27 protein-coding genes, 1 tRNA gene and 1 pseudogene are annotated in these 20,865 nt (G+C 60.9%); 12 read left to right on the forward strand and 17 right to left on the reverse strand.

The features are described 5' to 3' along the window. Nucleotides 1–308 precede the first annotated feature (308 nt). Nucleotides 309–677: an energy transducer TonB gene (locus tag SSA02_RS05095; protein ID WP_147092868.1), complete on the forward strand. Its 369-nt coding sequence runs from the start codon at nt 309–311 to the stop codon at nt 675–677. A 59-nt stretch (nt 678–736) separates the two neighbouring features. Here the strand turns inward: SSA02_RS05095 and SSA02_RS05100 are convergent, their stop codons facing one another. The 9 genes from SSA02_RS05100 to SSA02_RS05135 form a co-directional block, all read right to left on the reverse strand. After that, on the reverse strand, nt 737–2,437 hold the full coding sequence (locus tag SSA02_RS05100) for a terminase large subunit (protein WP_147092869.1): 1,701 nt from the start codon (nt 2,435–2,437) through the stop codon (nt 737–739). A gap of 1 nt (nt 2,438) precedes the next feature. Then, nucleotides 2,439–2,789 (reverse strand): hypothetical protein, encoded by a 351-nt coding sequence (locus SSA02_RS05105; RefSeq protein WP_147092870.1) that lies wholly within the window; start codon nt 2,787–2,789, stop codon nt 2,439–2,441. 117 nt (nt 2,790–2,906) lie between these two features. Then, entirely contained in the window at nt 2,907–3,233 is a 327-nt protein-coding gene (locus SSA02_RS05110) for an HNH endonuclease signature motif containing protein (RefSeq protein WP_147092871.1), read from the reverse strand. A 114-nt stretch (nt 3,234–3,347) separates the two neighbouring features. After that, on the reverse strand, nt 3,348–3,791 hold the full coding sequence (locus tag SSA02_RS05115; RefSeq protein ID WP_147092872.1) for a DUF6362 family protein: 444 nt from the start codon (nt 3,789–3,791) through the stop codon (nt 3,348–3,350). Nucleotides 3,792–4,086: 295 nt separating this feature from the next. Then, entirely contained in the window at nt 4,087–5,937 is a 1,851-nt protein-coding gene (locus SSA02_RS05120) for an ATP-binding protein (RefSeq protein WP_147092873.1), read from the reverse strand. Continuing rightward, complete coding sequence (locus tag SSA02_RS05125) at nt 5,924–6,949, reverse strand: DUF7146 domain-containing protein (protein WP_147092874.1); 1,026 nt, start codon at nt 6,947–6,949, stop codon at nt 5,924–5,926. The genes SSA02_RS05120 and SSA02_RS05125 overlap by 14 nt, the downstream gene beginning before the upstream one ends. Before the next feature lies 1 nt (nt 6,950). Continuing rightward, nucleotides 6,951–7,121 (reverse strand): helix-turn-helix domain-containing protein, encoded by a 171-nt coding sequence (locus SSA02_RS05130; RefSeq protein WP_186807684.1) that lies wholly within the window; start codon nt 7,119–7,121, stop codon nt 6,951–6,953. Next, nucleotides 7,121–7,450, reverse strand: coding sequence for a hypothetical protein (locus tag SSA02_RS12700; RefSeq protein ID WP_186807685.1), 330 nt, complete (start codon nt 7,448–7,450; stop codon nt 7,121–7,123). Before SSA02_RS12700 ends, SSA02_RS05130 begins: the two co-directional genes overlap by 1 nt. A 3-nt stretch (nt 7,451–7,453) precedes the next feature. Then, nucleotides 7,454–7,921 (reverse strand): hypothetical protein, encoded by a 468-nt coding sequence (locus tag SSA02_RS05135; RefSeq protein WP_147092876.1) that lies wholly within the window; start codon nt 7,919–7,921, stop codon nt 7,454–7,456. A gap of 446 nt (nt 7,922–8,367) precedes the next feature. On the opposite strand from SSA02_RS05135, the gene SSA02_RS05140 reads away from it, so the two are divergent. From SSA02_RS05140 to SSA02_RS05165, 6 genes are all read left to right on the forward strand, one after another. Next, complete coding sequence (locus tag SSA02_RS05140; protein WP_186807686.1) at nt 8,368–8,763, forward strand: helix-turn-helix domain-containing protein; 396 nt, start codon at nt 8,368–8,370, stop codon at nt 8,761–8,763. A gap of 303 nt (nt 8,764–9,066) precedes the next feature. After that, complete coding sequence (locus SSA02_RS05145) at nt 9,067–9,321, forward strand: hypothetical protein (RefSeq protein ID WP_147092878.1); 255 nt, start codon at nt 9,067–9,069, stop codon at nt 9,319–9,321. A gap of 112 nt (nt 9,322–9,433) precedes the next feature. Next, the gene (locus SSA02_RS05150) at nt 9,434–9,751 is read left to right on the forward strand and encodes a hypothetical protein (protein ID WP_147092879.1); all 318 of its coding nucleotides are present in this window, start codon (nt 9,434–9,436) and stop codon (nt 9,749–9,751) included. Continuing rightward, nucleotides 9,748–10,062: a hypothetical protein gene (locus SSA02_RS05155; protein ID WP_147092880.1), complete on the forward strand. Its 315-nt coding sequence runs from the start codon at nt 9,748–9,750 to the stop codon at nt 10,060–10,062. Before SSA02_RS05150 ends, SSA02_RS05155 begins: the two co-directional genes overlap by 4 nt. Continuing rightward, nucleotides 10,059–10,325 carry a hypothetical protein gene (locus SSA02_RS05160; RefSeq protein WP_147092881.1) on the forward strand — a complete coding sequence of 89 codons (267 nt, stop codon included), beginning with the start codon at nt 10,059–10,061 and terminating at the stop codon, nt 10,323–10,325. The genes SSA02_RS05155 and SSA02_RS05160 overlap by 4 nt, the downstream gene beginning before the upstream one ends. Further along, complete coding sequence (locus SSA02_RS05165; RefSeq protein ID WP_147092882.1) at nt 10,322–11,335, forward strand: tyrosine-type recombinase/integrase; 1,014 nt, start codon at nt 10,322–10,324, stop codon at nt 11,333–11,335. The genes SSA02_RS05160 and SSA02_RS05165 overlap by 4 nt, the downstream gene beginning before the upstream one ends. Before the next feature lie 66 nt (nt 11,336–11,401). On the opposite strand, the gene SSA02_RS05170 is transcribed toward SSA02_RS05165, so the two are convergent. From SSA02_RS05170 to hisB, 8 genes are all read right to left on the reverse strand, one after another. Further along, nucleotides 11,402–11,477 (reverse strand) — tRNA-Glu (locus SSA02_RS05170). A gap of 45 nt (nt 11,478–11,522) precedes the next feature. Further along, nucleotides 11,523–11,912, reverse strand: a complete 390-nt coding sequence (locus SSA02_RS05175) for a histidine triad nucleotide-binding protein (protein ID WP_147092883.1) — start codon at nt 11,910–11,912, stop codon at nt 11,523–11,525. A 3-nt stretch (nt 11,913–11,915) separates the two neighbouring features. Further along, on the reverse strand, nt 11,916–12,386 hold the full coding sequence (locus tag SSA02_RS05180; RefSeq protein ID WP_147092884.1) for a phosphoribosyl-ATP diphosphatase: 471 nt from the start codon (nt 12,384–12,386) through the stop codon (nt 11,916–11,918). Between the two features lie 59 nt (nt 12,387–12,445). Continuing rightward, nucleotides 12,446–13,207 carry an imidazole glycerol phosphate synthase subunit HisF gene (gene hisF / locus SSA02_RS05185; protein WP_147092885.1) on the reverse strand — a complete coding sequence of 254 codons (762 nt, stop codon included), beginning with the start codon at nt 13,205–13,207 and terminating at the stop codon, nt 12,446–12,448. Then, nucleotides 13,207–14,532 carry a 1-(5-phosphoribosyl)-5-[(5-phosphoribosylamino)methylideneamino]imidazole-4-carboxamide isomerase gene (gene hisA, locus SSA02_RS05190; RefSeq protein ID WP_147093375.1) on the reverse strand — a complete coding sequence of 442 codons (1,326 nt, stop codon included), beginning with the start codon at nt 14,530–14,532 and terminating at the stop codon, nt 13,207–13,209. The genes hisF and hisA overlap by 1 nt, the downstream gene beginning before the upstream one ends. A 41-nt stretch (nt 14,533–14,573) precedes the next feature. Beyond that, nucleotides 14,574–15,215, reverse strand: a complete 642-nt coding sequence (hisH, locus tag SSA02_RS05195; protein WP_147092886.1) for an imidazole glycerol phosphate synthase subunit HisH — start codon at nt 15,213–15,215, stop codon at nt 14,574–14,576. Continuing rightward, entirely contained in the window at nt 15,212–15,514 is a 303-nt protein-coding gene (locus SSA02_RS05200) for a hypothetical protein (protein ID WP_147092887.1), read from the reverse strand. The genes hisH and SSA02_RS05200 overlap by 4 nt, the downstream gene beginning before the upstream one ends. A 41-nt stretch (nt 15,515–15,555) precedes the next feature. Further along, a complete protein-coding gene (gene hisB, locus SSA02_RS05205; protein ID WP_147092888.1) occupies nt 15,556–16,152 on the reverse strand; it encodes an imidazoleglycerol-phosphate dehydratase HisB in 597 nt (198 codons plus the stop codon). Nucleotides 16,153–16,229: 77 nt separating this feature from the next. Here hisB and SSA02_RS05210 point away from each other — a divergent pair, with 77 nt between their 5' ends. From SSA02_RS05210 to SSA02_RS13035, 5 genes and pseudogenes are all read left to right on the forward strand, one after another. Continuing rightward, complete coding sequence (locus tag SSA02_RS05210; RefSeq protein WP_147092889.1) at nt 16,230–16,838, forward strand: nitroreductase family protein; 609 nt, start codon at nt 16,230–16,232, stop codon at nt 16,836–16,838. Further along, complete coding sequence (ubiM, locus tag SSA02_RS05215) at nt 16,835–18,103, forward strand: 5-demethoxyubiquinol-8 5-hydroxylase UbiM (protein WP_147092890.1); 1,269 nt, start codon at nt 16,835–16,837, stop codon at nt 18,101–18,103. The genes SSA02_RS05210 and ubiM overlap by 4 nt, the downstream gene beginning before the upstream one ends. A 926-nt stretch (nt 18,104–19,029) precedes the next feature. Next, a complete protein-coding gene (locus SSA02_RS05220; RefSeq protein ID WP_264884141.1) occupies nt 19,030–19,320 on the forward strand; it encodes an SDR family oxidoreductase in 291 nt (96 codons plus the stop codon). 53 nt (nt 19,321–19,373) lie between these two features. Next, nucleotides 19,374–19,542 (forward strand): annotated as a pseudogene (locus SSA02_RS12875) (IS3 family transposase); the annotation flags it as partial. A gap of 204 nt (nt 19,543–19,746) precedes the next feature. Further along, the gene (locus tag SSA02_RS13035) at nt 19,747–20,865 is read left to right on the forward strand and encodes an acyltransferase family protein (RefSeq protein ID WP_186807687.1); all 1,119 of its coding nucleotides are present in this window, start codon (nt 19,747–19,749) and stop codon (nt 20,863–20,865) included.

The following is a 20,865-nucleotide window of genomic DNA, read 5'->3' on the forward strand; positions in this document are numbered from 1 at the left end:
GACTGTACGGGTTCAGACTATATCGCCAGCGAAAGGATCCTCGTTGATGGGGCTCATTTGCTTCTCTCGCCACCTGGGGTCTAAGTTATATGGGACGCGCTGGGGCTCGCTCTGGAATCTGTCGAGATAATCTTCGGCGCGCATGGTTCGATAATGATATGAATTTTGAGTATGAAAGACGCCTATCCGACCCATGCCGAGCCTTCACCGAGGCCCACATCAAAGTAATGGTTCAATGCGAATGGCGGTTGGAGTAGACGATCCTATTGTCGTCGACCTACACCGTGACGATAATAAGGGAATGTCATATGAACGCTTTCTTTGCAAAAAGGGGATATGTTGTCCTTGGCTGTGTTTTGATCTCTGCGTGCTCGCCCTCGCCGCAGGTAAGCGCGGCAGGGGCAGGATTTACCAAGTCTGAGAGGGTGTCTGGCCCAAATCCTTATTACCCTTTTGAAGCTCTCAAAAACGGCGAAAGCGCCAAGGTCATGCTCAAGGTCGACGTTGACCGTAGCGGGCACCCACACAACTGCCGCGTTGATCATTCATCAAATGTGCATTTCAATGCTTCGGCGTTGCAATTCTGCCAAAAATCAGAGTTCAAGGCAGCAACCATGAATGGTGCTGCTGTAGAGGATGTCGGGCGGGACTTTCCGGTCAACTACTCGTCTGATTGAAACGCCTCTAGCCGTAAGTGCTGTAACGTAGGTCGGGCCGCGCAGTCTTGTGGCGATGCTCATACGGCTATGATCCCGGTCGAGAGAAAATCATCCATCCGGCCGCCACCGGGCGGCTCGGGGTTACGGCTCATCAGCGTGACGGCATTGAGCAGCGCCATCAGCGGGTCGATCTTGAGATAACCCGACGCCTGTTTGGTGATGATGATGGCATTGCCCCTGGGCTCCACCTTCGCGTTCGAGACGGCCCAGGCCATGATCGGCCTTGCCCCGTGGCAGAGCGTGCCATCTGCAAGCTTGCGCTCGGCGGTCTTGATGGCGCCCGAGAGCGTCCAGCCCTGCGAGATGCCCACCACGCGCTCATGCGCGATGCCGATCTGGGCCAGTGCATCGACAATGGCACCCACGCCCATCGGGTCGAGCCCCACGATCGCGAGCTTGCCGCTCCGGTCGATCGTGCCGAGGACCGCCACCAGCGCGTCGATATCGGTGCCGGGCGCGGCCGTGATGACGAGATCGCCCTGCGTTTCGAAGTCGCGCAGCTGGCTGGCCTCGCGCTTGCGCAGCGCCAGCACGCCCTCGAACACCCAGCTTTTCTGCCAGTGCAGCCACTGGCCGGTTATACGGTCGCGCCCGAGAACTGCGAGCGACAGCAGATCGTCGAGCCCGCCGCCGTCGATGCCCGCCACGATCACCTCGCAGCGTTCGATCAGGGCCTCGAGGGTGAGCGTGTCGTCGCCTGCGCCCTGCCAGTAATCGGCACCGACCCAGCGATCGGAGCGCAAGGCCAGGCCGATCTCGACATTGAGATGCTGCGAGGCCCAGCTGGCCAGCTCGCCCACGCCTTTCTCGCGTGCGTCCTCATACTCGCGCCTGAGGCGATCCAGCGTGATCGACCGGCCCAGATTGGGCAGGACCATCGGCCAGTATTGCGGGTCTTCCCAGGGCGCGGCCTCGCCGGGCAGTTTCGAGGGCTGCTGGATATCGGGCGGTAATTCGTACAGGACCGGCAGAACCGGCTGATGGCGTTTGCCGTCGCGGATCTCGCGGGCACGGATCAGGTCCTGCGCGAACACGCCCCTTGGCGGCCCGTCGCTCTGGGTGGTGATGATGGCGAGGAACGCCTCGGGCTGAGAGATCATGCCGCCGCGTATCTGGCGCATGACGCTGCCCGCATCGTTGCGCATGGCGATGACATGCTGCTCATCCACCAGCACGCCTGCGGGCTTTACGCCGGTCATGACGTCCGGGCTGAACGCCTTGACCTGCAGGGTCGCCCCGCTCGAGCGGAAGGTCAGACGCTTGAGATGCGTTTGCGCGTGAAACCGCCTCATCAGCGTGCGGTCGTTCTGCACCATGCCGAGCGCCTGGCTGAAGGCAAGCTCCGCAATTTCCTTGGTTGGCGCGACGATCAGGAATTCGGCGTTCGGGCGTTCGTTGACGATCACGGCCGTCAGCATCAGCCCGGCGCCGTTCGTGGTCTTGCTGTTCTTTTTCGGCACCAGGAGGAACAGCTCCTGGATGGCGCGCACACCCGTGTCAGGATCGAGCGCGCCGAACAGGGCAGAGACGATTTCGCGAAACCAGTCGCCGCAGGCTTCCGCCATGGCGGGCGTGCCGGGCACGTCGGGGATGCGCAATCGGTCGAAGCAGCGCACGGCCCGCGCCGCAAGTTCGGGATCGACCGGCTCCAGATCAGGCAGAAGGGACTGGCCGGCACGCAGGCGCGCCTCCCAGTCCTTCCGGCTCAGATCCAGCATGTCAGTTCCTTCTGTTCATCGGGGGCAGATCGTCACCCCAGCCGTTATCGAGACCGGGCAGGGCGGGTTGATCCTCGCGCGGGGCCGCGAGGCGGGCATGGGCGTAGGGGAGCGCGGCCTTGGCGGCGTCGGCGCGGATGGCGGCGGCCAGACCGCGATTGCGGTAGATATGCGTGAGGAAGGTCAGGGGCGAGCAGGTCTCGAGATCCTTCAGGGTCATGCCGCTCAGGGCATCCCGATCGGGCGCGAGCGCGGAGGGGTCGACCACGAGCGGACCGTTCCAGTCCACCTGCTTCCTGTTCCGGCTGCCCTTTTTGCGTCCGGCGCCGGGACGTGCGCCACCGTGGGCCATTTCTGCCCCCTTTCCTTGATAACTTGATTTCCTTGATAGACCGGAAAATCTGCCGCTGAGCCCTGCGCGGTTGGGGGGGGCAGGATCCGGCCGGACTTTCGACCTGCCCCCTCGGGGTCAGCGGGTCGGGGTTTCGCGAGTGCGGGCAGCCCGGACGCGGGCGGTCTTGGCGCTATGGCAGGAGCCGCAGAGCAGCCGGACGTTACCCGGATCGAGCGGCGCGCCGCCGTCTTTCAGTTCATGGATATGATCGCCGAAGATCCGGCAGCCCGTGCGGCCGCAGGCCTGGCAGCGTCGGCCACGCTGGGCCAGAAGGCGGGACATGAGGCCACGCCATTCGGATGAGAGATAGATGGTTTTTGTCTGCTTGGGCGGCGCCATCGCGATACCGGTTTCGACGCTGCGAACCGCTGGCGTGAGACATTGCAACCGCTTGAATGCCATTGGTCATCACCCCGCGAAACAGGCGTAAAAAAAGACGCCTGCCCGAACGGGTAAGCGTCTCGCGACAATGCCATGTTCAATACTGCAAAAACCGGCAAAAGCGGCATAAAAAATTCACGTCGACGCAATTTTTTTTGCAATCACCTCGCAGGCCTCACGGTGCATGCGTTTCACGGTCCTTTCGAATCGGCCCAGCTGGGCCGCGATCTTACCCCAGCTCCAGCGGTTGCAGCCTGATATGGGATGCACGATCAGCCTCATGTTGATCACCCGGCGCAGCCTGATCTGCGAGGCATCGATCAGGGAAAGCCAGCCAAGAGCGATATCCATGCGCCGGATCTGCTCGGCAGTAGGGGGCGGCATGAAGGCTTCCATCTCGCGGAACCAGTCGAGATCCTCCGGGTCGAACACGACGTCGGGCCATTTGACGCAATGCGTGCTCGGCCTGGTGCCCGTGGCGGGAAGGGCTGCGAGCGTATCCGCTGCCTCCGCGAGCCACTCCGCAACCTGATCGGCAATGTCCCGGGAGTGATCGAACAGGACGTATTCCGGGGTCATCTCATTCTCCTCCGGGCCGCTGGAGCCCACTGGCTACCGGATTGGCTACCGGGCTACGGGATTGGCTACAGGATTATATATATTTATCAGTAGTTTATAGTAGTGGTAGCCATGGTAGCCACGGTAGCCAGTATTCAAGACGCAAGAGACACGTCTCCTCTGGTGGGGAATGCGTCTATACAGGTGCAGGAAGTGGCTACGGCGGCTACGGGAGCTACGGCGTTGTTTTTATTGCTCTTTTATGGCTACCGGCTGGCTACCATTGGCTACGGGATTATGTTGAAATCTCAGTGGGTTAGACATCTTCACCCACTCCGAAGCCCAATTCGGCCGCTGTAACCCACACACAGCGGGCTGGAGTCATCGAGCCGATCTTGACCTTGCGCTTGGGACTGCGGGCCGATTCAAGACGTCGCAGTTCATAGAGCCAGCGTTGACCGGCGAATGGCGTATCATCGAACAGTCTGGTCAGCATGGCATTCCCCTGGGAAAACCAGAGTCCTGCGCCCTCGGCCTCGCGAGGATACGCCACGCCATTGCGCGCCTTGATCTCGTTCGGCCTGATAACCCGAATGCCGTATTGCCCGAGCACTTCGTCCGCAACAGAGCGCGAGAGCGGATCGATATCCGGCCTCTGTCCACTGTCATTTTCGAGAAGGCGCTCGATAAGGTCAGCTATAGATTTCCTTTCGGTCGATCGTTGCACCATGACAAGCTGCGTCATCAGGTGATTGATCATGCGGGTCGGAGCATCTTGCGTCGTAACGTCCTCCGCGTCACGCACAAATTCTGATAAAGCGCCAATGCCTATTTGTGCGCCCCGCTCATCCGGCACCGAATCCTCTGTCATGACCCACCAGCCCGCAAGGATCGCGCCCAGCTGATCCATCTCGCGGGGCTGGCAGCCGCTCTCGAGCAGGGCGGTGCGGAACGTGGCGAGCGCGACGCGGTAGCGTTCCCATCCGGCGAGGGCCCGTCCCCAGAGTGCGGCGCCGTGCTCGCGCGCCCAGGTGGCGAGATCGCGATGCTCGGCCGAATGGTCGGCCCCTTCCTCCGCCTTGGCGAGATCGATGATCGTAAAACGGCCCAGATGCTGCGCCTGCATGTCGGGCGGGTTGATCGAGGCCATGATGATCGAGCCGACCACCTCGATACTCCGGGCCACGCCATCCTTGCCGCCGCGCACGCCTTTCGTGCCTTCGCCGCCGGTGGAGGAGAGCACGAGATCCAGCAGCGCACGCGCGCCGCGCTGATCCTCGCGATCGGACGCCTCATCGATAAAGGCGGGCATAGCGCGCCCGTCGAGCCTCTGCTCCAGCCCGGCCTTCGACGTGTCATTGACGAACACATGCAAGGGCGAGGCCGCCTGCAACACGCGCAACAGCGACGATTTGCCGGATCCGGCCCCGCCGATCAGAAACCCGGCTGGCCGCCACGGGATGGACGCCCCGTAATAGGCACAGGCCAGCAGCCCGAGCACCGCAATCTCGCCGCCCGGCGTGCGGAAGTTCCAGAGCCTCCGGATACCATCCAGCAGATAACGCCCTTCCTCCGGGCCGCTGGGGCGTGCAGGCCGGGGCGATGGGGGTGCTGCGGCCCATACCTGGTTTCCGGTGCGCGTTCCTGCCTGTTCCAGCCGGTCGCCTATCATCACGGCATCGCCACAGTGAACCACCGGAAGGCCGTTTTCAGCGGGCCATACGCCGGGTTTGCGAATCATGATGTGAGACCCGAAAAGCCCGGCCCGGGCGCATTCGGCCTGCAGGTAACTGGCTACGGAGTTGATACGGAAATCCACCACCTTTTCCTCGGTGGTTTCCTGCCCGTCCTGATCCTTCGTCTTGCATTGCGCCTTTTTGGGGAAGGTCGCACGCAACCAGCCATCATTCCCTGCGAACAACCCGAGCAGATCATGACGCGAACCGACCTGCCTTGCAGTCAGCACACGCAGCTGGCCCACGCGGTCGAGGAAGAAATAGGAACCATCGAGATGACCCAGAGCGGTCACGGGGCAGGGCTCGTTTTTCTCCGGCGCGGCCGGTGGCTCGCCGCCGCCCCTGCGTCCGCCATCCGGCCGCCCGCCGTCGATTACCTGAAACGCCCGATCGGCGCGCAGCACCGCGTCGCGGATATCACTGGATTGCATCGTTGAAATCCTTCCCGCGAGGGGGCTTTGCCACCCGCACTTCGCGACCTTTGGAAAGGTGAAAGTCGATTGCCCGGTCGAGCCCGCGCCTTGCGGCTTCGTGTTCGTCACGATCGGCCAGGAGCGTGACCTTGCGCAGCTGCTCCGGCAGCCAGATGGCCGCCATGTTGCTCAGGCTTCCGGCTGCGAGGACGCGAAATTCAGGGCAGCACACGGCCACCGAAAGACAGGTCTCGATCCCTTCGCCGATCAGCACGGTTTCATCCGGGCTGGCCTTGGCAAGCGTCGCGCCCGTGTCGCCCTTGCGCAGGCGTATGGCAGCACCCGTGCAGGACCCGCGTATTTTCTTGGCGACATCGAGCCGCGCCTTGACCCAGCGGCCTTCGCTGTCCCGGGCAAGCCAGGTCTGATGCGTGGCGACATGCGCGCCTGTGGCATCGGTAAAGGCAGCCAGCATGGCAGGCAGCTCGCGCTGAACCTCATTGCAGTAATGGGCGGGGGCAAAGCGTATCGAGCGCGTGAAACGCCCGAGCGGGGCGACGTCGATGCCGCGATTGCGTATATAGGCGAGCACCGGCGAACCCTCGGTGACGGGCTCGGCCCTGAGCCACATGGCCAGCGCCTTCTTGCGCCCGTTCTGTTCGTCCTTCACCGCGTCGCGCTGGATCTTCTCCGCCGCCAGATGCGCCTGTCGTATGGCGACAGGGCCGAGATCGCCCAGCCCGAGCCAGCCATGCGCCCAGCGATACGCCTCTTTCGTATTTCCACCCGTCAGGCACGCCGCCACCAGATCGAGCGCATCGCCAAACTCACCCGAGCGATGATCGACCCAGCCTCCCGGATTCTTGCCGGTCAGATGCACGGAAAACGCGGTGCCCTTGCCGCCCGACAGGGAATCGCACCGCCAGTCTGCGCCCATGCGCTGCCCGAACGGGAGCAGCTCGCGCACCAGCTGGTCGATACGCTGGGTCAGCAGGGTTGAGATCTCGGCCGCGCCGATCTGCATGGTCATGTCATGCCGCCTTTCTCTCAGGCGATGGCATGGCGAGGCGGTGCAGCGCATAGCGCACCGTCCGTTCCGAAATGCCCAGGGCGCGGGCGATGTGCGATGCGCTGGCGCCACGCTGCCGCAGCACCGAAATGGCGGGGTCTATCCGCCTCCGGTCGAACGCGGGCCGGGCCATCAGCAGCGCTCCCGGCAAGGCCGGCACAAGCGTAGCCAACGCCCTTTTGCGGTAAACCGCGCTCCGCAATACAGGCATTTGCGGTCGACCCGTTCGATCGCCTCATGCCGCGGCGATCGCGCGCGGGTGCGGCTCGGAGGCCGATCGCCGAAGCAGGCCACGAAACGCCTGAGATGACAGGCTGGCAAGTGCTCCCAGCCCATGACCGTGCATGGATCGAGAGAGAGCCTTGCCGCGATTTTTTTCGCTCCGCCACGCTGCGCCCTCATGCGGCGCATGAGCACGGTGGCCGCTTCGCGTTCCGGCGTCATGACAGGGGGGCGGGGCATGTCTCAGCCCTCCCCATCGGCGCGGAACGCGAGCGCCTGCATCTTCTGCAGGGCGTCGGTCGAGATGCGGATCAGATGCGACAGGCGCTGCGACAGATCTTGCGCCTCGGAGCGGTCTATCCTGCCATCTGCCAGAGCCCGCAAGGCTGCCGACAGGGTTTCGCTGGCCGAGGCGGCCACGTCCCCCATGGCCGTCGCGGCGCAACCCTCGCCGAACGCGATGGGTAGCAGGGCGAAACCCGTGATCGAGGCCATGGCGGCCAGAATCACCGGCTGTTGGGCAGAGATATCGAGCGCCACCGCGACGTCGATCGGCGCGATATGGGCCGAGTTGCGGTTCTGATATTCGGATATCTGCGTCTTGCCGACGCGCGTGCAGGAGGCGGCTGCCTCAACCCCACCCACCAGCCGCACGGCCGCTTGCGTGGCCGTTTTCAGGCATGCCACATGATCCCTGTGCCGGTCAGTCATCTGCCTCGCCTCCGGAAACGCGGGGAGTCGGGAAGTTCGTTTTTCTGGTGGGACGCATTGGCGTAGGTCTCTCTGTGTCCGGGACGGCGAGAAAACTCGGGTTCTGACGATTTCGCGGAACGTTTCCGCAAGCGCGCGAAGCGCCCGCCTGCTAGTTCGGTGGCGACTGCTTGTGAGGTTCAGCCCCTCGCTCTGTTGGGTTCGCCCCCAAGCTCTCGAGCATCTCCAGCGTCACAGCGACGCCCCTCCTGTCGCCTAGCCGCATGAGTTTGGGCCATAGGCGTGCGGGAATGGTTCTTCCGGGGCGCGTCCAGTTGTGGACACGCTTCCAGTTCAATTCGAGATTTTCGGCCACTGATTGCACGCCTCCGAGGCGGTCAATCAGACAACGTGAGGTTTCCATGGGAGTCTTATATCGTCGTAACGACGATGATTGCAAGCGTCGTATGCTTGATGGCTTGTGTGAAGAGCGTTGCCATAATAACGCGATGGCACACGCAAAATCACCTAAATCGACCGAGCTCAAGGACGCGGTGCGCGAGAGGCTCGTCGCCGCGATCAGCGCTTATGGCATCTCCCAAGCCGACCTTGCACGCAAGCTCAATGTCTCATCACAGCAAGTAAACGGATATGTTAAAGGGAAAAACTATCCGGACGAGTTTTTTATCGTCCGCTTTTGCGATTTGACTGGCTGCACCCTCGACTGGCTTTATCGGGGCTTGATGTCATCTGCCATGCCGGTTGAGCTTGCTGTTCACATAGCACTCGAAAATCCCACGCTGATGCAGCGGGACAGTAAGGGGATGGCGCAGACTTCTGACCTGGTTTCGGTGGAATTCTGAATCCGCGCATGACATCACACTCTTTTTCTTTGTTAATATTTCACAAATGGTCACACAAACAGCCTCCTACCACAATATTTTATTCATTAAGCAATTGCTTCATAGAAATACTTCGTACGACAGGCGCTCTCTCGATCAGGGCGGCCAGAGGCAAGGCGCCTTTTGAAACGGTCTCAGGCCTGTGCCTCTAGGGATCACCAAGATTCGCGCGACACAGAAAGTCGTCGTAACGACGACTATTTTCGTTGATGTATCGTCGTAACGACGATATAACTCTTCTTGTTAGACGCAAGGATCAACAAAATGACAACGAAAAACTGTAACTCCTCTTATCCCGACGCTCTTTCCGCCGCTCGCGGCGCTATCGCAGATATCTGCCGTGATCGTTCGCTCACGCCGCAAGAGCAGCTGGACCTCCTCGGAGCCCTCTGCGCCGAATTCGGCTTCGAGCAGGCCGATCGCGTCACCGGTTGGAAATACCGCAGCTTCGGCATTCTGAATGCCATCTATGTTTCGGGCACTGGTCACCTGCACGATCTGGTTGGCAGCGGCGACTGATCCCGCGCCACCCGAAAGCGATCGGGGTCTCTCTCCCGGGCCCCGATCGCTTTCGCTTCATCGTCGCGACGTCCCGTGTCCTTCAAGAACTCCGCCGAAGGAGCCCCGAAGCATGACTCTCACCCCCAGCCAGCTCGCCGCCATGACAGAGCGTGCATTCTGGATCGCTATCGCGCCAATGCCGCAAGCCGATCAGCTGCATGCACTGACCCTGTTTCGCGACTGGCGCTTCGCCGCGACCCGCGCAGCCGATGGCCGCCCCCTGCAATGCGCAGCCCCATGGAAGCGCGTTGCCGCCGCAAAAGCCGCAGAGTTGCAGGGCCATCTTGCCCGCCACACCCAGCCAATCACGCCGCCCCCTTACGCTGCTCAGGTGAACGCCCTGCGCGCTTTGGCCATATCGGCATTCCACAGAGGGGCAATCCAATGACCAGCCGTGCCGAAACGAAGCGCCGCGCGTTTGCAGCCGCATCGGCGGAAATCGAGGCAACCTGCAATCGTCTGGCCTTTTCACGTCAGGATTATCTTGAACTGCTGGCCGAGCTCACTGCGGTGGCGGCCTTCAACAGTCTGGAAACGCTGCCGGGCTGGGAGTATCGCGCCCGCCTGACAATGGAAGCCATAGTGGAAGAAGCACGCGCCCGGTTGCGCGCCCTGCTGGTTGCGCAGATCGAGCGGGGTGGCTTTCGTGCCAGCTTCGGGACTGGGGCAGGAAAGGGCAGGGAGGTCCCGCCGTCATGAGATACGCGACCGCACTCAATATCGCACCGCGCCTCCTGAGCACCGATCAGGCCATAACCTATCTGGGCGGGATGATCGGCCGGGAGACATTCATGCAGCACGTTGCGCCGCATTGCCGCCGGATCATCCTGTCGCCGCGCAATTTCGGGTGGCTGCGCGAGGATCTCGATCGCTATCTCGACCATCTCGCCGGCATAGAGCGCAAACCGGACATTCTCCCCAGGCCGGAACCGAACATGCTCGAGGCGATCCTTCCGCCATGATCTTGAGGCTGCGTTACATCCAGCGCGTGAGGGACAGGAGGGGCAAAACGCGCCTGTATTTCCGCCGCCCGGGGCACAGGTCGAAAAGGCTGCCAGACGAGAGCGACCCGGGATTTCTGGCAGCGTATAACGAGGCGCTCGCCGCGGCGAAGCCCGAGATACTGCGCCCCAGAGAGCCGCCGCGCACGCTGGCGGGGTTGATCGATTTCTGGATGCGCAGCGCGCGTTACACGGCTCTCGCGGAAACAACACGCGCGACATACCGCCGTATCCTGCTGGATATACAGAAACAGGATTACGCGAATGCGTTCGTGACGGATTTCCAGCCGGTTTACGTCCGGCGCATTCTTGCCCGGCATATCGCAACCCCGGCAGCGGCCAATAACCGGCTCAAGATCCTGCGCGTGCTGTTCGATCATGCCGTGAGCGAAGGCTGGCGCCCCGACAACCCGGCCAGCGCCGTGAAGCGCCACAAGGAAAAGGCAGAAGGCGCCGTCACATGGTCCGAGGAGCAGATTGCCCGATACGAGGCACGATGGCCCCAGGGCAGCGTCCAGCGGCTGGCGCTCGCACTTCTCGTCTATACGGGACAGAGGCGGAGCGATGTGGTGCGCATGAGCGGCGCGGACCGCCGGGGCGATCTGCTGGAGGTGCGGCAGCAAAAGACAGGAGCCCGCCTCCTGATCCCGATCCATCCTCACCTCGCGCAGGAGCTCGACGCCGCACCGGCAAGCGGCACCTTCCTGCAAACTCCCGGAGGCAAGGCATATACCGCAAACGGGTTCTATATGCGCTTTCGCGACTGGCGCGCCGCGGCGGAGCTACCGGAAGGGCTCAGCCCGCACGGTCTGCGAAAGGCCGCCGCCAGAAGGCTGGCCGAGGCGGGCTGCACAACCCACCAGATAGCCGCCATCACGGGCCACGCGACTCTCGCGGAAGTTGAACGATACACGCGCGCTGTGGACCAGGAAAAACTGGCCCGCTCGGCAATCGAAAGGATCAAACTGTAAAATGAACCCGGAAAACTGTAAAACTTCGCGCAAAAATGGCGGATTACTGCGGTTTTCTGGAAGAAATGGCGTCCCATAGGGGATTCGAACCCCTGTTGCCGCCGTGAGAGGGCGGTGTCCTAGGCCTCTAGACGAATGGGACGAGGCGAGGTGCGTTCTATGATATCGATCGCACCTCGGCAAGAGGTTATTTTGCGTTTGGACGAATTAATTTCGTTCCGAGCGGTTCGCCGGCCAGAAGGTGGAGGTGATAATGCGCAACCTCCTGACCCGCATCGGCACCGGTATTGCTGATCACCCTGTACCCCGAGCCAGTCACTCCGAGACGGGTTGCGACATGCGCGATTGCGCGGGAAAGACCGGCCTGTTCCGCTTCACTTGCCCGCTCGCCAAAATCCGTCGCGCAGATATAGGAGCCCCTGGGAATGATCAGGACATGTATCCGCGCCTGAGGCGCGATGTCGGGAAAGGCGAGGGCATATTCGTCCTCATAGACTTTCACGACCGGGATTTCTCCGCGCAGGATACGTGCAAAGATATTATCGGGATCATAGGGGGCGTTCGGATCGACAGCCATGTCTCAAACGCTCCCTTCCGGGTTACGCGATGCCTTTTCCTGGACGCCGCTCATGCTCTGCCGACGACGCAACTCGGACCATACCTCTTCAGGCGTGATCCCGGCATCGACCCACATCACGATCAGATGATAAAGTACGTCGGCGCTCTCGCTTACCAGCTCGCCCGGCTTGCCCGCGACGGCCTCGATAAGGCATTCGACCGCCTCCTCACCGAATTTCTGCGCGATCTTCTTCCTGCCGCGAGAGAGCAGGCGTGCAGAGTGGCTCAAGGCCGGATCGGTGCCTCGACGGGACTGAACCGTTTCGAACAGACGGTCCAGCACCTGTGCGCCCGCAGGCGCAATCTCCGGAGCAGGAACCGGGAGCGCTTTTTTCTTGCTGGCCCCCTTTTTGGTTGCTCCGTCCTTTGCGGCCCGCTTCTTGGGGGTCGCGTCCTCGGTCTTGCGTGATCCGCGCTTTGCCGAAACTGCCATGATTCTTCCGATCTTCCCTAACTAGAGCGAGCTTGCCAACATGCCGTATGTCGCCGGGGTCACGCGCCGCTGCGAACCGGCAACCTGGCATTTTCGAGCGCGGCCTTCACCCCTGCAATCCCGAATGTCCCGAAATGAAAGACGCTCGCCGCGAGAAGGCCGCTCGCGCCCGATTGTGCGCCCTCGACGAAATGCTGCAGCGTTCCCACCCCGCCGGATGCCACAACAGGGATCGTAACGTCTCCGCAAACGGCGCGAAGCAACGCCAGGTCGAAACCCTCTCCCGTCCCGTCACGATCCATGCTGGTAAGGAGGATTTCACCCGCCCCTCGCGCCTGCATTTCCCTGGCCCAGGACACCGCGTCGATCCCGGTAGGCTCACGCCCCCCTTTGGTAAAGACCTCCCAGCCACCGCGCCCGTTCGACCGGGCATCGATCGCCACGACAACGCATTGGCTGCCAAAGCGGTTGGCGGCTTCGTTGATAAGCCCGGGATTGGAGACGGCAGCCGAGTTGACTGCGCATTTATCGGCCCCGGCCAGCAGAAGACGCCGCATATCGTCCGGCGTACGAACCCCTCCGCCGACGGTCAGTGGGAGAAAAACGCGTTCCGCCGTACGTCTTACGACCTCGAGAATCGTATCCCGGTTTTCGACGCTTGCGGTGATATCGAGAAAGGTCAGTTCATCGGCACCGGCAGCATCGTACACGATGGCCTGCTCGACCGGGTCGCCCGCGTCACGGAGCGAGACGAAGTTGACCCCTTTGACGACCCGACCATCCTTGACGTCCAGACACGGGATGACACGCAGTTTGAGCATCAGGCACCTTCAACGATGCTGAGGGCCTCCGACAGGGAAATCCGGCCATCGTACAAGGCACGCCCGACGATCACGCCCTCGAGCCCCGGAACCTCCAGTGCAACGCGGCGGAAGGCGCGAAGATGCTCTGCGGTGCCGACTCCTCCGCTTGCGATGACCGGAATATGCAGCCGCCGCGCAAGATCGGCGGTCTGCTCCAGATCGAGCCCCTCCAGCATGCCGTCCCGCGTGATTTCCGTGAAAATGATCGCTGCGACGCCCGCATCCTGCATGCGCAAGGCAAGGTCACGGGCGTTGAGTTCGGAAATCTCCGCCCAACCCTCCGTCGCGACCCGTCCCTGACGCGCGTCGATTCCGGCGACGATCCGTCCCGGAAACGCCCGGGCCGCTTCCTTGACCAGTTGAGGATCCTTCACCGCGATCGATCCCAGTATGACCCGCGCCAGCCCGGCCTCAAGCCATTTTTCGATGGCCGAGAGATCGCGAATACCGCCGCCGAGCTGGACCGGAAGATCAGTCGCGCCGAGAATCGCCTCGACGGCCGCGCCGTTTGCGGAGCGTCCTGCGAAAGCGCCGTTGAGATCGACCACATGAAGATGCGAACAGCCCGCCTGTGCGAACTCCCGGGCCTGGCCGGCAGGATCCTCGGAATAGACGGTCGCCTCGTCCATCTCGCCACGGCGCAGACGCACGCAGGCTCCATCCTTGAGGTCGATCGCGGGATAAAGCGTCAGTTTCCGGGAGGCGGGGGCGGGGAGGTCGACCAAATCGGAACTCTCTTTTTCTTCTTTGGAATATGGTTTGACCGAACTCCCCGAAAAACCGGGGGCCGGAGTCTCGATGCCGGGAGGCTGATCCAGACGCATCGTCATGAACAGACCGCGAATCACGCCGTCATGATTGCGCGCGTAGAATGGATGGATCCCCCATTCCACGAATCCGAGAGACCGGAACATCGCAATGGCCGATTTCTGGGTCTCGGGCACTTCGCAGTTCAGAACGCGACATCCGAGCCCTCTTGCTGCGGCGATCACGGCGTCGGCAAGAACGAACCCGAGCCCGCGGCCACGCATGTAAGGCGCGACGAAGTAGCCTCGTATCTGCGCCGTCTGTGCCTGGGCCTCGTTGTTTCGCGAGGGACGGACGAGCTGGGCGCAACCCTGTATCTGCCCTGTCTCGTCGCGCACCACGAAAAAACGCGTTTCCGGAACGAGGAGCAGTCCGTTGAAGTAACGCTCGAGCACAGCCCGTCCCGGAGGCGTGAGCCATCCGAGTCCGCCCCCGTCCAGAATTGCCGCCGTCGTGATCTCGCACAACGCCGCCATATCCGTTTCGTCAAGTCGCGAAAGACGCTCTGCGCGGTGATTCACGGTGACCAGCTCAGGAAATTGGCCATGATCCGAAGCCCTGTCTTCTGGCTTTTCTCGACATGAAACTGCGTGCCGCAACGATTGCCGCGAGCGACGATGGCCGGGACCAGATCGCCATAATCGGCGGTCGCGACGATATCGTCCGGGTCCCATCCCGTCAGGGCATAGGAGTGAACGAAATAACCGTGATCGCCCGGAGCGAGCCCCTGGGTGAGCGGATGCGCCCCGACGGTGAAATCGAGCGCATTCCATCCCATATGCGGGAGGCTGAGCCCCTGCGCCCGCGCATGCTCCATCAATGCGATGCTTCCCTTGATCCAGCCCAGACCCGAAGTGCAGCCATGCTCGAGCCCCTGTTCCGCCATGAGCTGCATACCCACGCAGATACCGAGGAAGGGAGTTCCCCGATCGGTCGCCTCGACAAGCGCCTCGCGCAGACCGCCCCGAAGGCCGGCAGCACAATGCGAAAACGCGCCCTGACCGGGAAGGATGATATGGTCGGCGCCGAGAACCACCTCGGGGGCGCCGGTGATCGTGACCTCGGCTTCAAGATCGAGACCGTTCACGACATGACGGGCGGTCTGGGCGGCAGAGGCGAGATTGCCTCCGTCATAATCGACGACGACGATCTTCCTCATGCCTGTTTCCCTCCCGCGCGATCGCTTGCGCGCAGCATGGCCTCGGCAGCGGAACGACCAAGCCACACGCCACAGGCCCTGTTTCCCTGGAGGCGCGACTCCCAGGCGATCAGCTCGCCTCCGAACAGGGCGAGCGTGCCATTCAGCAACGCCAGGCAAGGCAGCATCGGCACCGGAGCGAAACGCACGATTGCAGCCGCAAGACAGGCCGTGAGCGAGAAGGAGATCCAGCTTCGCGAAAGCAGGAGCCCGAGCGGACCGAGCACGAGCAGGCGCCAGTGGAAGCCCTGCTTGATCATCTGCAGATCGTCATTCGCCCGGCGGAAGCCCTGAAAGCAGATCACAGGACCCCCTTGGTCGACGGAACGACCCCCACGGCGCGCGGATCGGGTGCCACCGCCATGCGCAAAGCGCGTGCGAAGGCCTTGAACCCGCTCTCTGCTATATGGTGGGCGTTCCGACCCGCCTTGCAGGTCATGTGCAGGGCGAGCGAAGCCGCCATGGCGAAGGCCCGGTAGAACTCCTCGAAAAGCTCCGTATCCATCTCGCCGATCCGCTCGCGCTCGAACGTCACGTTCCAGGCGAGATAGGGACGTCCCGAGAGATCGATGACGACCTCGCTCAACGCCTCGTCAAGCGGTACCAGAGCGTGTCCGAAGCGCGTCACGCCGCGCTTGTCTCCCAGCGCCTGGGCGAAGGCCTTGCCTAGGGCGATACCGATATCCTCGACCGTGTGATGGCCATCCACGTGAAGATCGCCCTGACAGCGAATCTCGAGGTCGAAACCGCCATGCCTGGCCAGGGCCGTAAGCATGTGGTCGAAAAAGCCGATCCCGCTATCGAGCTCGGCCTGTCCGCTCCCGTCGAGATCGATGGAGACGAGGATATCGGTTTCACCGGTCTTGCGGTGAACGCTGGACTGTCTGGCGTCTGTCATGCTTTCTCCATAACCTAATCCCCGCGATTACGCGATGGCCTCTTGGCGAGACCGGGAGAACTTGCCATCTATCCGACATGACAAGCGCTCCTTCGGCTCCCTCCGCTCTCGACGTCCTGCTCTCCCGGGCCTCAACCGACCATCTGGTCGCGCCAGCCCCCGACAAGGCCCAGATCGCCCGCATCCTTTCCGCAGGCATCCGGGCGCCGGATCACGGGAAGATCAGGCCATGGCGTTATGTCGTGATCAAGGGAAAGCATCGCGCGGCCTTCGCCGAACTCGTCGTCAGGGCCATGATCGCCGCAGATCCCGAGGTTCCGGAGAAAAAGATCCAGAAACGTCGCGAGCGTTTCTCCGAGATGCCCATGATCATTGCCCTTGTCATGGCTCTGCGGCCGGAGGGGAAAATCCCTCTCGACGAACAGAAGCTTTCGGTCGGAGCGGGTGCGATGAACGTGCTCAACGCCCTCCATGCGGAAGGATTCGGCGGTTTCTGGGTCTCGAGCGATTTTGCGGGAGAGGAGGTCTTCCGGGCAGGTCTCGGTCTCGAAGGGGCGCAGACGCTTGCAGGATTTCTCTTCGTCGGAACGCCGGAAAAACCTGTAACAGGCAGCAAGCGCCCGGATATCGAGGATTACATGGCCATCTGGAAGGGAGAGCCAGTCGCATTCGGAGCAGACCGGTGAGCCGCACCTACGATATCACCATCGCCGGTGCCGGCCCTGCCGGGCTCGCCTGCGCCTTGTCCCTTGCCGGGGAAGGCAGACGCGTCGCCCTCATCGATCCGGCGCCGGAGCCGGTGCTGGCCGAGCCGTCTTTCGACGGGAGGGAAATCGCCCTGACGCATCACGCACGCGACTGGCTGGAGCGTCATGGTGTCTGGGATCACATACCGGGAAACAGTGTTTCGCCCCTGCGGACGGCGCGCATCGAATCCGGGCAGGATGCGCCCGCGCATCCTGGCGGGGCACTCCTCTTCACGTCCCGGAATCAGGGCAGGGAGGCCCCGGACGGAGAAGCACCGGGCGGAGGAGCACTGGAGGGAGAAGCGCTCGAGGGAGAAGCGCTGGGCCATCTCGTTCCCAACCATCTGATCCGGGCGGCGCTCTATCGACGCTGCCTTACGGAATCGCGAATCACGCTCATGGCAGGACGAGGCGTCATCGCAAGCTCGGGTAATCGCGACCGGGCCACTGTCCTTCTGACAGACGATACGCTGATCGACAGCGACCTGCTCATCGCGGCCGATGGCCGCTTCTCGCGCATCCGGCAGGCACGCGGTATCGGCGCGATCGTGCATGATTTCGGCAAGGAGATCCTGGTCTGCCGTATGCGCCACCCGGAACCGCATGACGGGGTGGCATTGCAGTGGTTCGATGAGGGACAGACGATCGCGCTCCTTCCCGTCGCCTCGGACGGGCAGCCCGGTTTTCTCTCCTCTCTCGTTCTTACACTGGATCCGGTCGATATCGCGCATCTCAAGGATATGGATGAGGGCGACTTCAGCCGGGAAATCACCCGCCGCACGCAAAACCGGCTCGGTGGGATGATGCTCGAAAGCGCGCGGCGCTCCTATCCACTCAGAACCGTTTATGCCCATCGTTTCGAAACGACCCGTCTCGCCCTGATCGGCGATGCCGCTGTCGGGATGCATCCGATCACCGCTCATGGATTCAATCTCGGCCTCAAGGGGCAGGAGATCCTGTCGGAGGAAATCCGGCAGGGCGATGGCGATCCCGGTCACAGCGATGTTCTGCGTCGTTTCGAGCGGCGCCATCGTCAGGCGACCGCACCGCTCTTCGCGGCGACGAACGGCATCGCGACGCTCTATACGCACGATTCCCGACCGAGCCTCGTGCTCAGGCGGGCGGGCCTCAGGATTGCGGAGCGCATGACGCCCTTCAAGTCGTTCGTGACCGGCTTTCTGATGGATCGCAACGCGGCACACTGAGCGCCTCCGCGTCCCGGGCCTCGCGCCGCCCGATCCGTGCATGCAAGCAACTCCCCGGGGGTGGCGCCTTGCCGTGAAAACCATCCAGACCCGGATCCCGGCCGCGCACATCCTCCGGTGATCCGTCTCTCGACGAATCCATCAGGCATATACCGACCTCGCACGCCGCGGAATGGAAGCGCAGGTGTCGTGCCGGAGAATGTCCGGCCTGCCGCCGGGACGCAGCGTTCATGCCCCGTAACAAGGACGGGTCAGGGATGCATGTTTCCCAAATCGACCTGACCCGGCATCGCCAGACCGTGGCTTACAATACTGCTGTTTTCGTAAGCTTCGCCAAAGGGCTTCAGGTTCGCCCCGGTATTCGGGTCTCTCCCGTAGGTCGCGCCATTCGAAATCCCGATACGCCCTATCCAGGGTAGATCGACAGACGTTTCCGGGCTCTCGTCAGTGGGCGCGGCGTTCGTTTCAGGGACCGGCTGATAGCGTCGAGACCCGTGCACGGAAAGAAATTCATTTACCGATGCACCACGACTATCTCCCGGAAGAGAGCCCTTCGATGCGGAGCCGGAAGAGTGTTGTGCCGGGATAGGTGATCTGTCTCGACCGGAACCACGAGCGATCGACGGATCGCAACACCCAAGCATGATAATGGAAACCGACAGAAGACATAAACTTCTCATCTCGCCCCTCGCCACCAAAACACCCCCGAAACGCTTGCGCTGTTCTTGAGGATGTACTTTGCGATAGCCTAGTGAAAATACGGTATCGCAGCAAAGTGTATATTATCGACCATCCCTGAAGCGTTTTTTTACGCTGAGAGAGTCGAGGGGCCACGATTCCGCGTATAACTCGATAAACCGACGGCGGCGAATGTGCGGGGGCCGATGCTCAAACCGACCGCGCCTTCGCCAGATCTGGCTTCCGGGATGGCTGGCACCGGCCCTTACGATGCAACGAAATGCGCCATCATCGCCATGGCACGCTCCTGGGCCACGGCCATGGCGCCACGCGGAATTCGCGCGGACATACTCGTCCCCGACCCGATCGAGACAAATTTCGAAGCTTTCTCCCTGACGAATCACGCAGAGGGTTGGAGGATTTCGTCGTCAGTCACGTCCCCACGAGGCGTGCGCGGTACGCGGCGGCCTGATGGGTCCGCCGGGAAAAGAGGCGTGCCCGGTCTTTCGAACAGGGGGTTAAGCTATAGGCGGGCCTGAGAGAGGACGGATTTATGGGCAAGATTACGCGGAAGAGGTATTCGGGCGCGTTCAAGTTGCAGGTTGGGATTGCGGCATGGATCGCGCATGACAACGGGCAGTATTCGGCTTTGGCTGGACGCACGCCCGATGAGGCGTATCATGACGCGCCGGCATCCCTTTGGTCCGGGGCTAACCCCGGACCAAAGGGCCAACAGCAACACTGTCAACCTGACAGCATGACAACAACCGGCTATAGCTTATCAGGCCCGCAAAGCTGTCCGAGCGAACGGAGCCACCTCCGTAGGTTAGATGCGCGCAGTCTTGCATCGGACACACCACTTTACGATCCGTTCCTACATCCAGGAAAGGTACAGTGGGAAACTACAGGTATAGATTGAATTTTTGCGATCCTCTTCCGCGGTAATGCCTTCAAGGAAAAATAAGATGGGCAGGAATAACAGGAGTCAATACGTCGACATATTGCGTGGAATCTCAATATTCTTAGTACTAATTCACCATTTTAGCATTGTATATAGGTATGAAGATAATGACTCTATCCTGTCGGCAATATTTCACGCCTCAAGGTATATCTCAAGAAATGGCAACTACGCAGTTACTATGTTTTTTGCTATATCGGGATATCTGATCACATCGAATGCCTATCGGCACTGGGGGGTTTTAAGTAATATTCAAATCAAAACATTTTATATATTCCGTGCCGCACGGATTTTGCCATGTCTCCTCCTTTTGTTGATTGTAGTCAATTTGATGGCGTTCTACGGGTTTGATATTTTTCAGAATCATTCAGAATTTGGCGGTACAGTATCTTGGTGGTTGGTAAACCTAGCATCTTTGACATATTGGATTAACATATTGATGCGTTTTCATGGATGGTTCAATTATGTTCTTTGTGTGCAATGGTCTTTAGCTATCGAAGAGGTTTTTTATATTATCTTCCCTATCTTCTGTGTCCTATTCCGCAGGGAACGAAACTTAATCTTTGTATGGGGAGTTTTCATATCTATCGGTCCTATATGGAGGTTCTTTTATCACGGCTCCGAATATGACGAGCTCAACTCCTATCTATCGTGCTTTGACGGCATAGCTTTTGGTTGCATTGCAGCTGTGATTGATAAATCCATCAATCCAAGACCAGAATTAGCCAAGATGATAATATTAACTTCTTCTTTTTTCATGACCATATTTTATCTGACCCAATGGGTCGGACAAAGTGCTTATTACGGCGTTACATTTATGGCATTTGGAACATCTGTTATTCTAGTTGGACAATCCAGATTGAAACAGAATGTCTGGCGTTTTTGGGTCCCAGTGGCCAATTTAGGGCGAAACAGCTACGAGCTGTATCTGTTCCACTTACTTGTTCTGGCTCTAATCCAGATTGCTTATCCTTCAGGGACGGTAAGTGGAAAAACAGAACTTTTTCTTCTTTCCATCTTTTTGGTTTCTGCGATCTCATTTTCACTTATAGTAAGTCGACTGTATTCGAATCCATTGAATAAGTTTTTCCGAGAAAGATTTCGGGATCGAAGAACCGCAAATTAG

Source organism: Swaminathania salitolerans, assembly GCF_007988945.1.
Taxonomy (GTDB): domain Bacteria; phylum Pseudomonadota; class Alphaproteobacteria; order Acetobacterales; family Acetobacteraceae; genus Swaminathania; species Swaminathania salitolerans.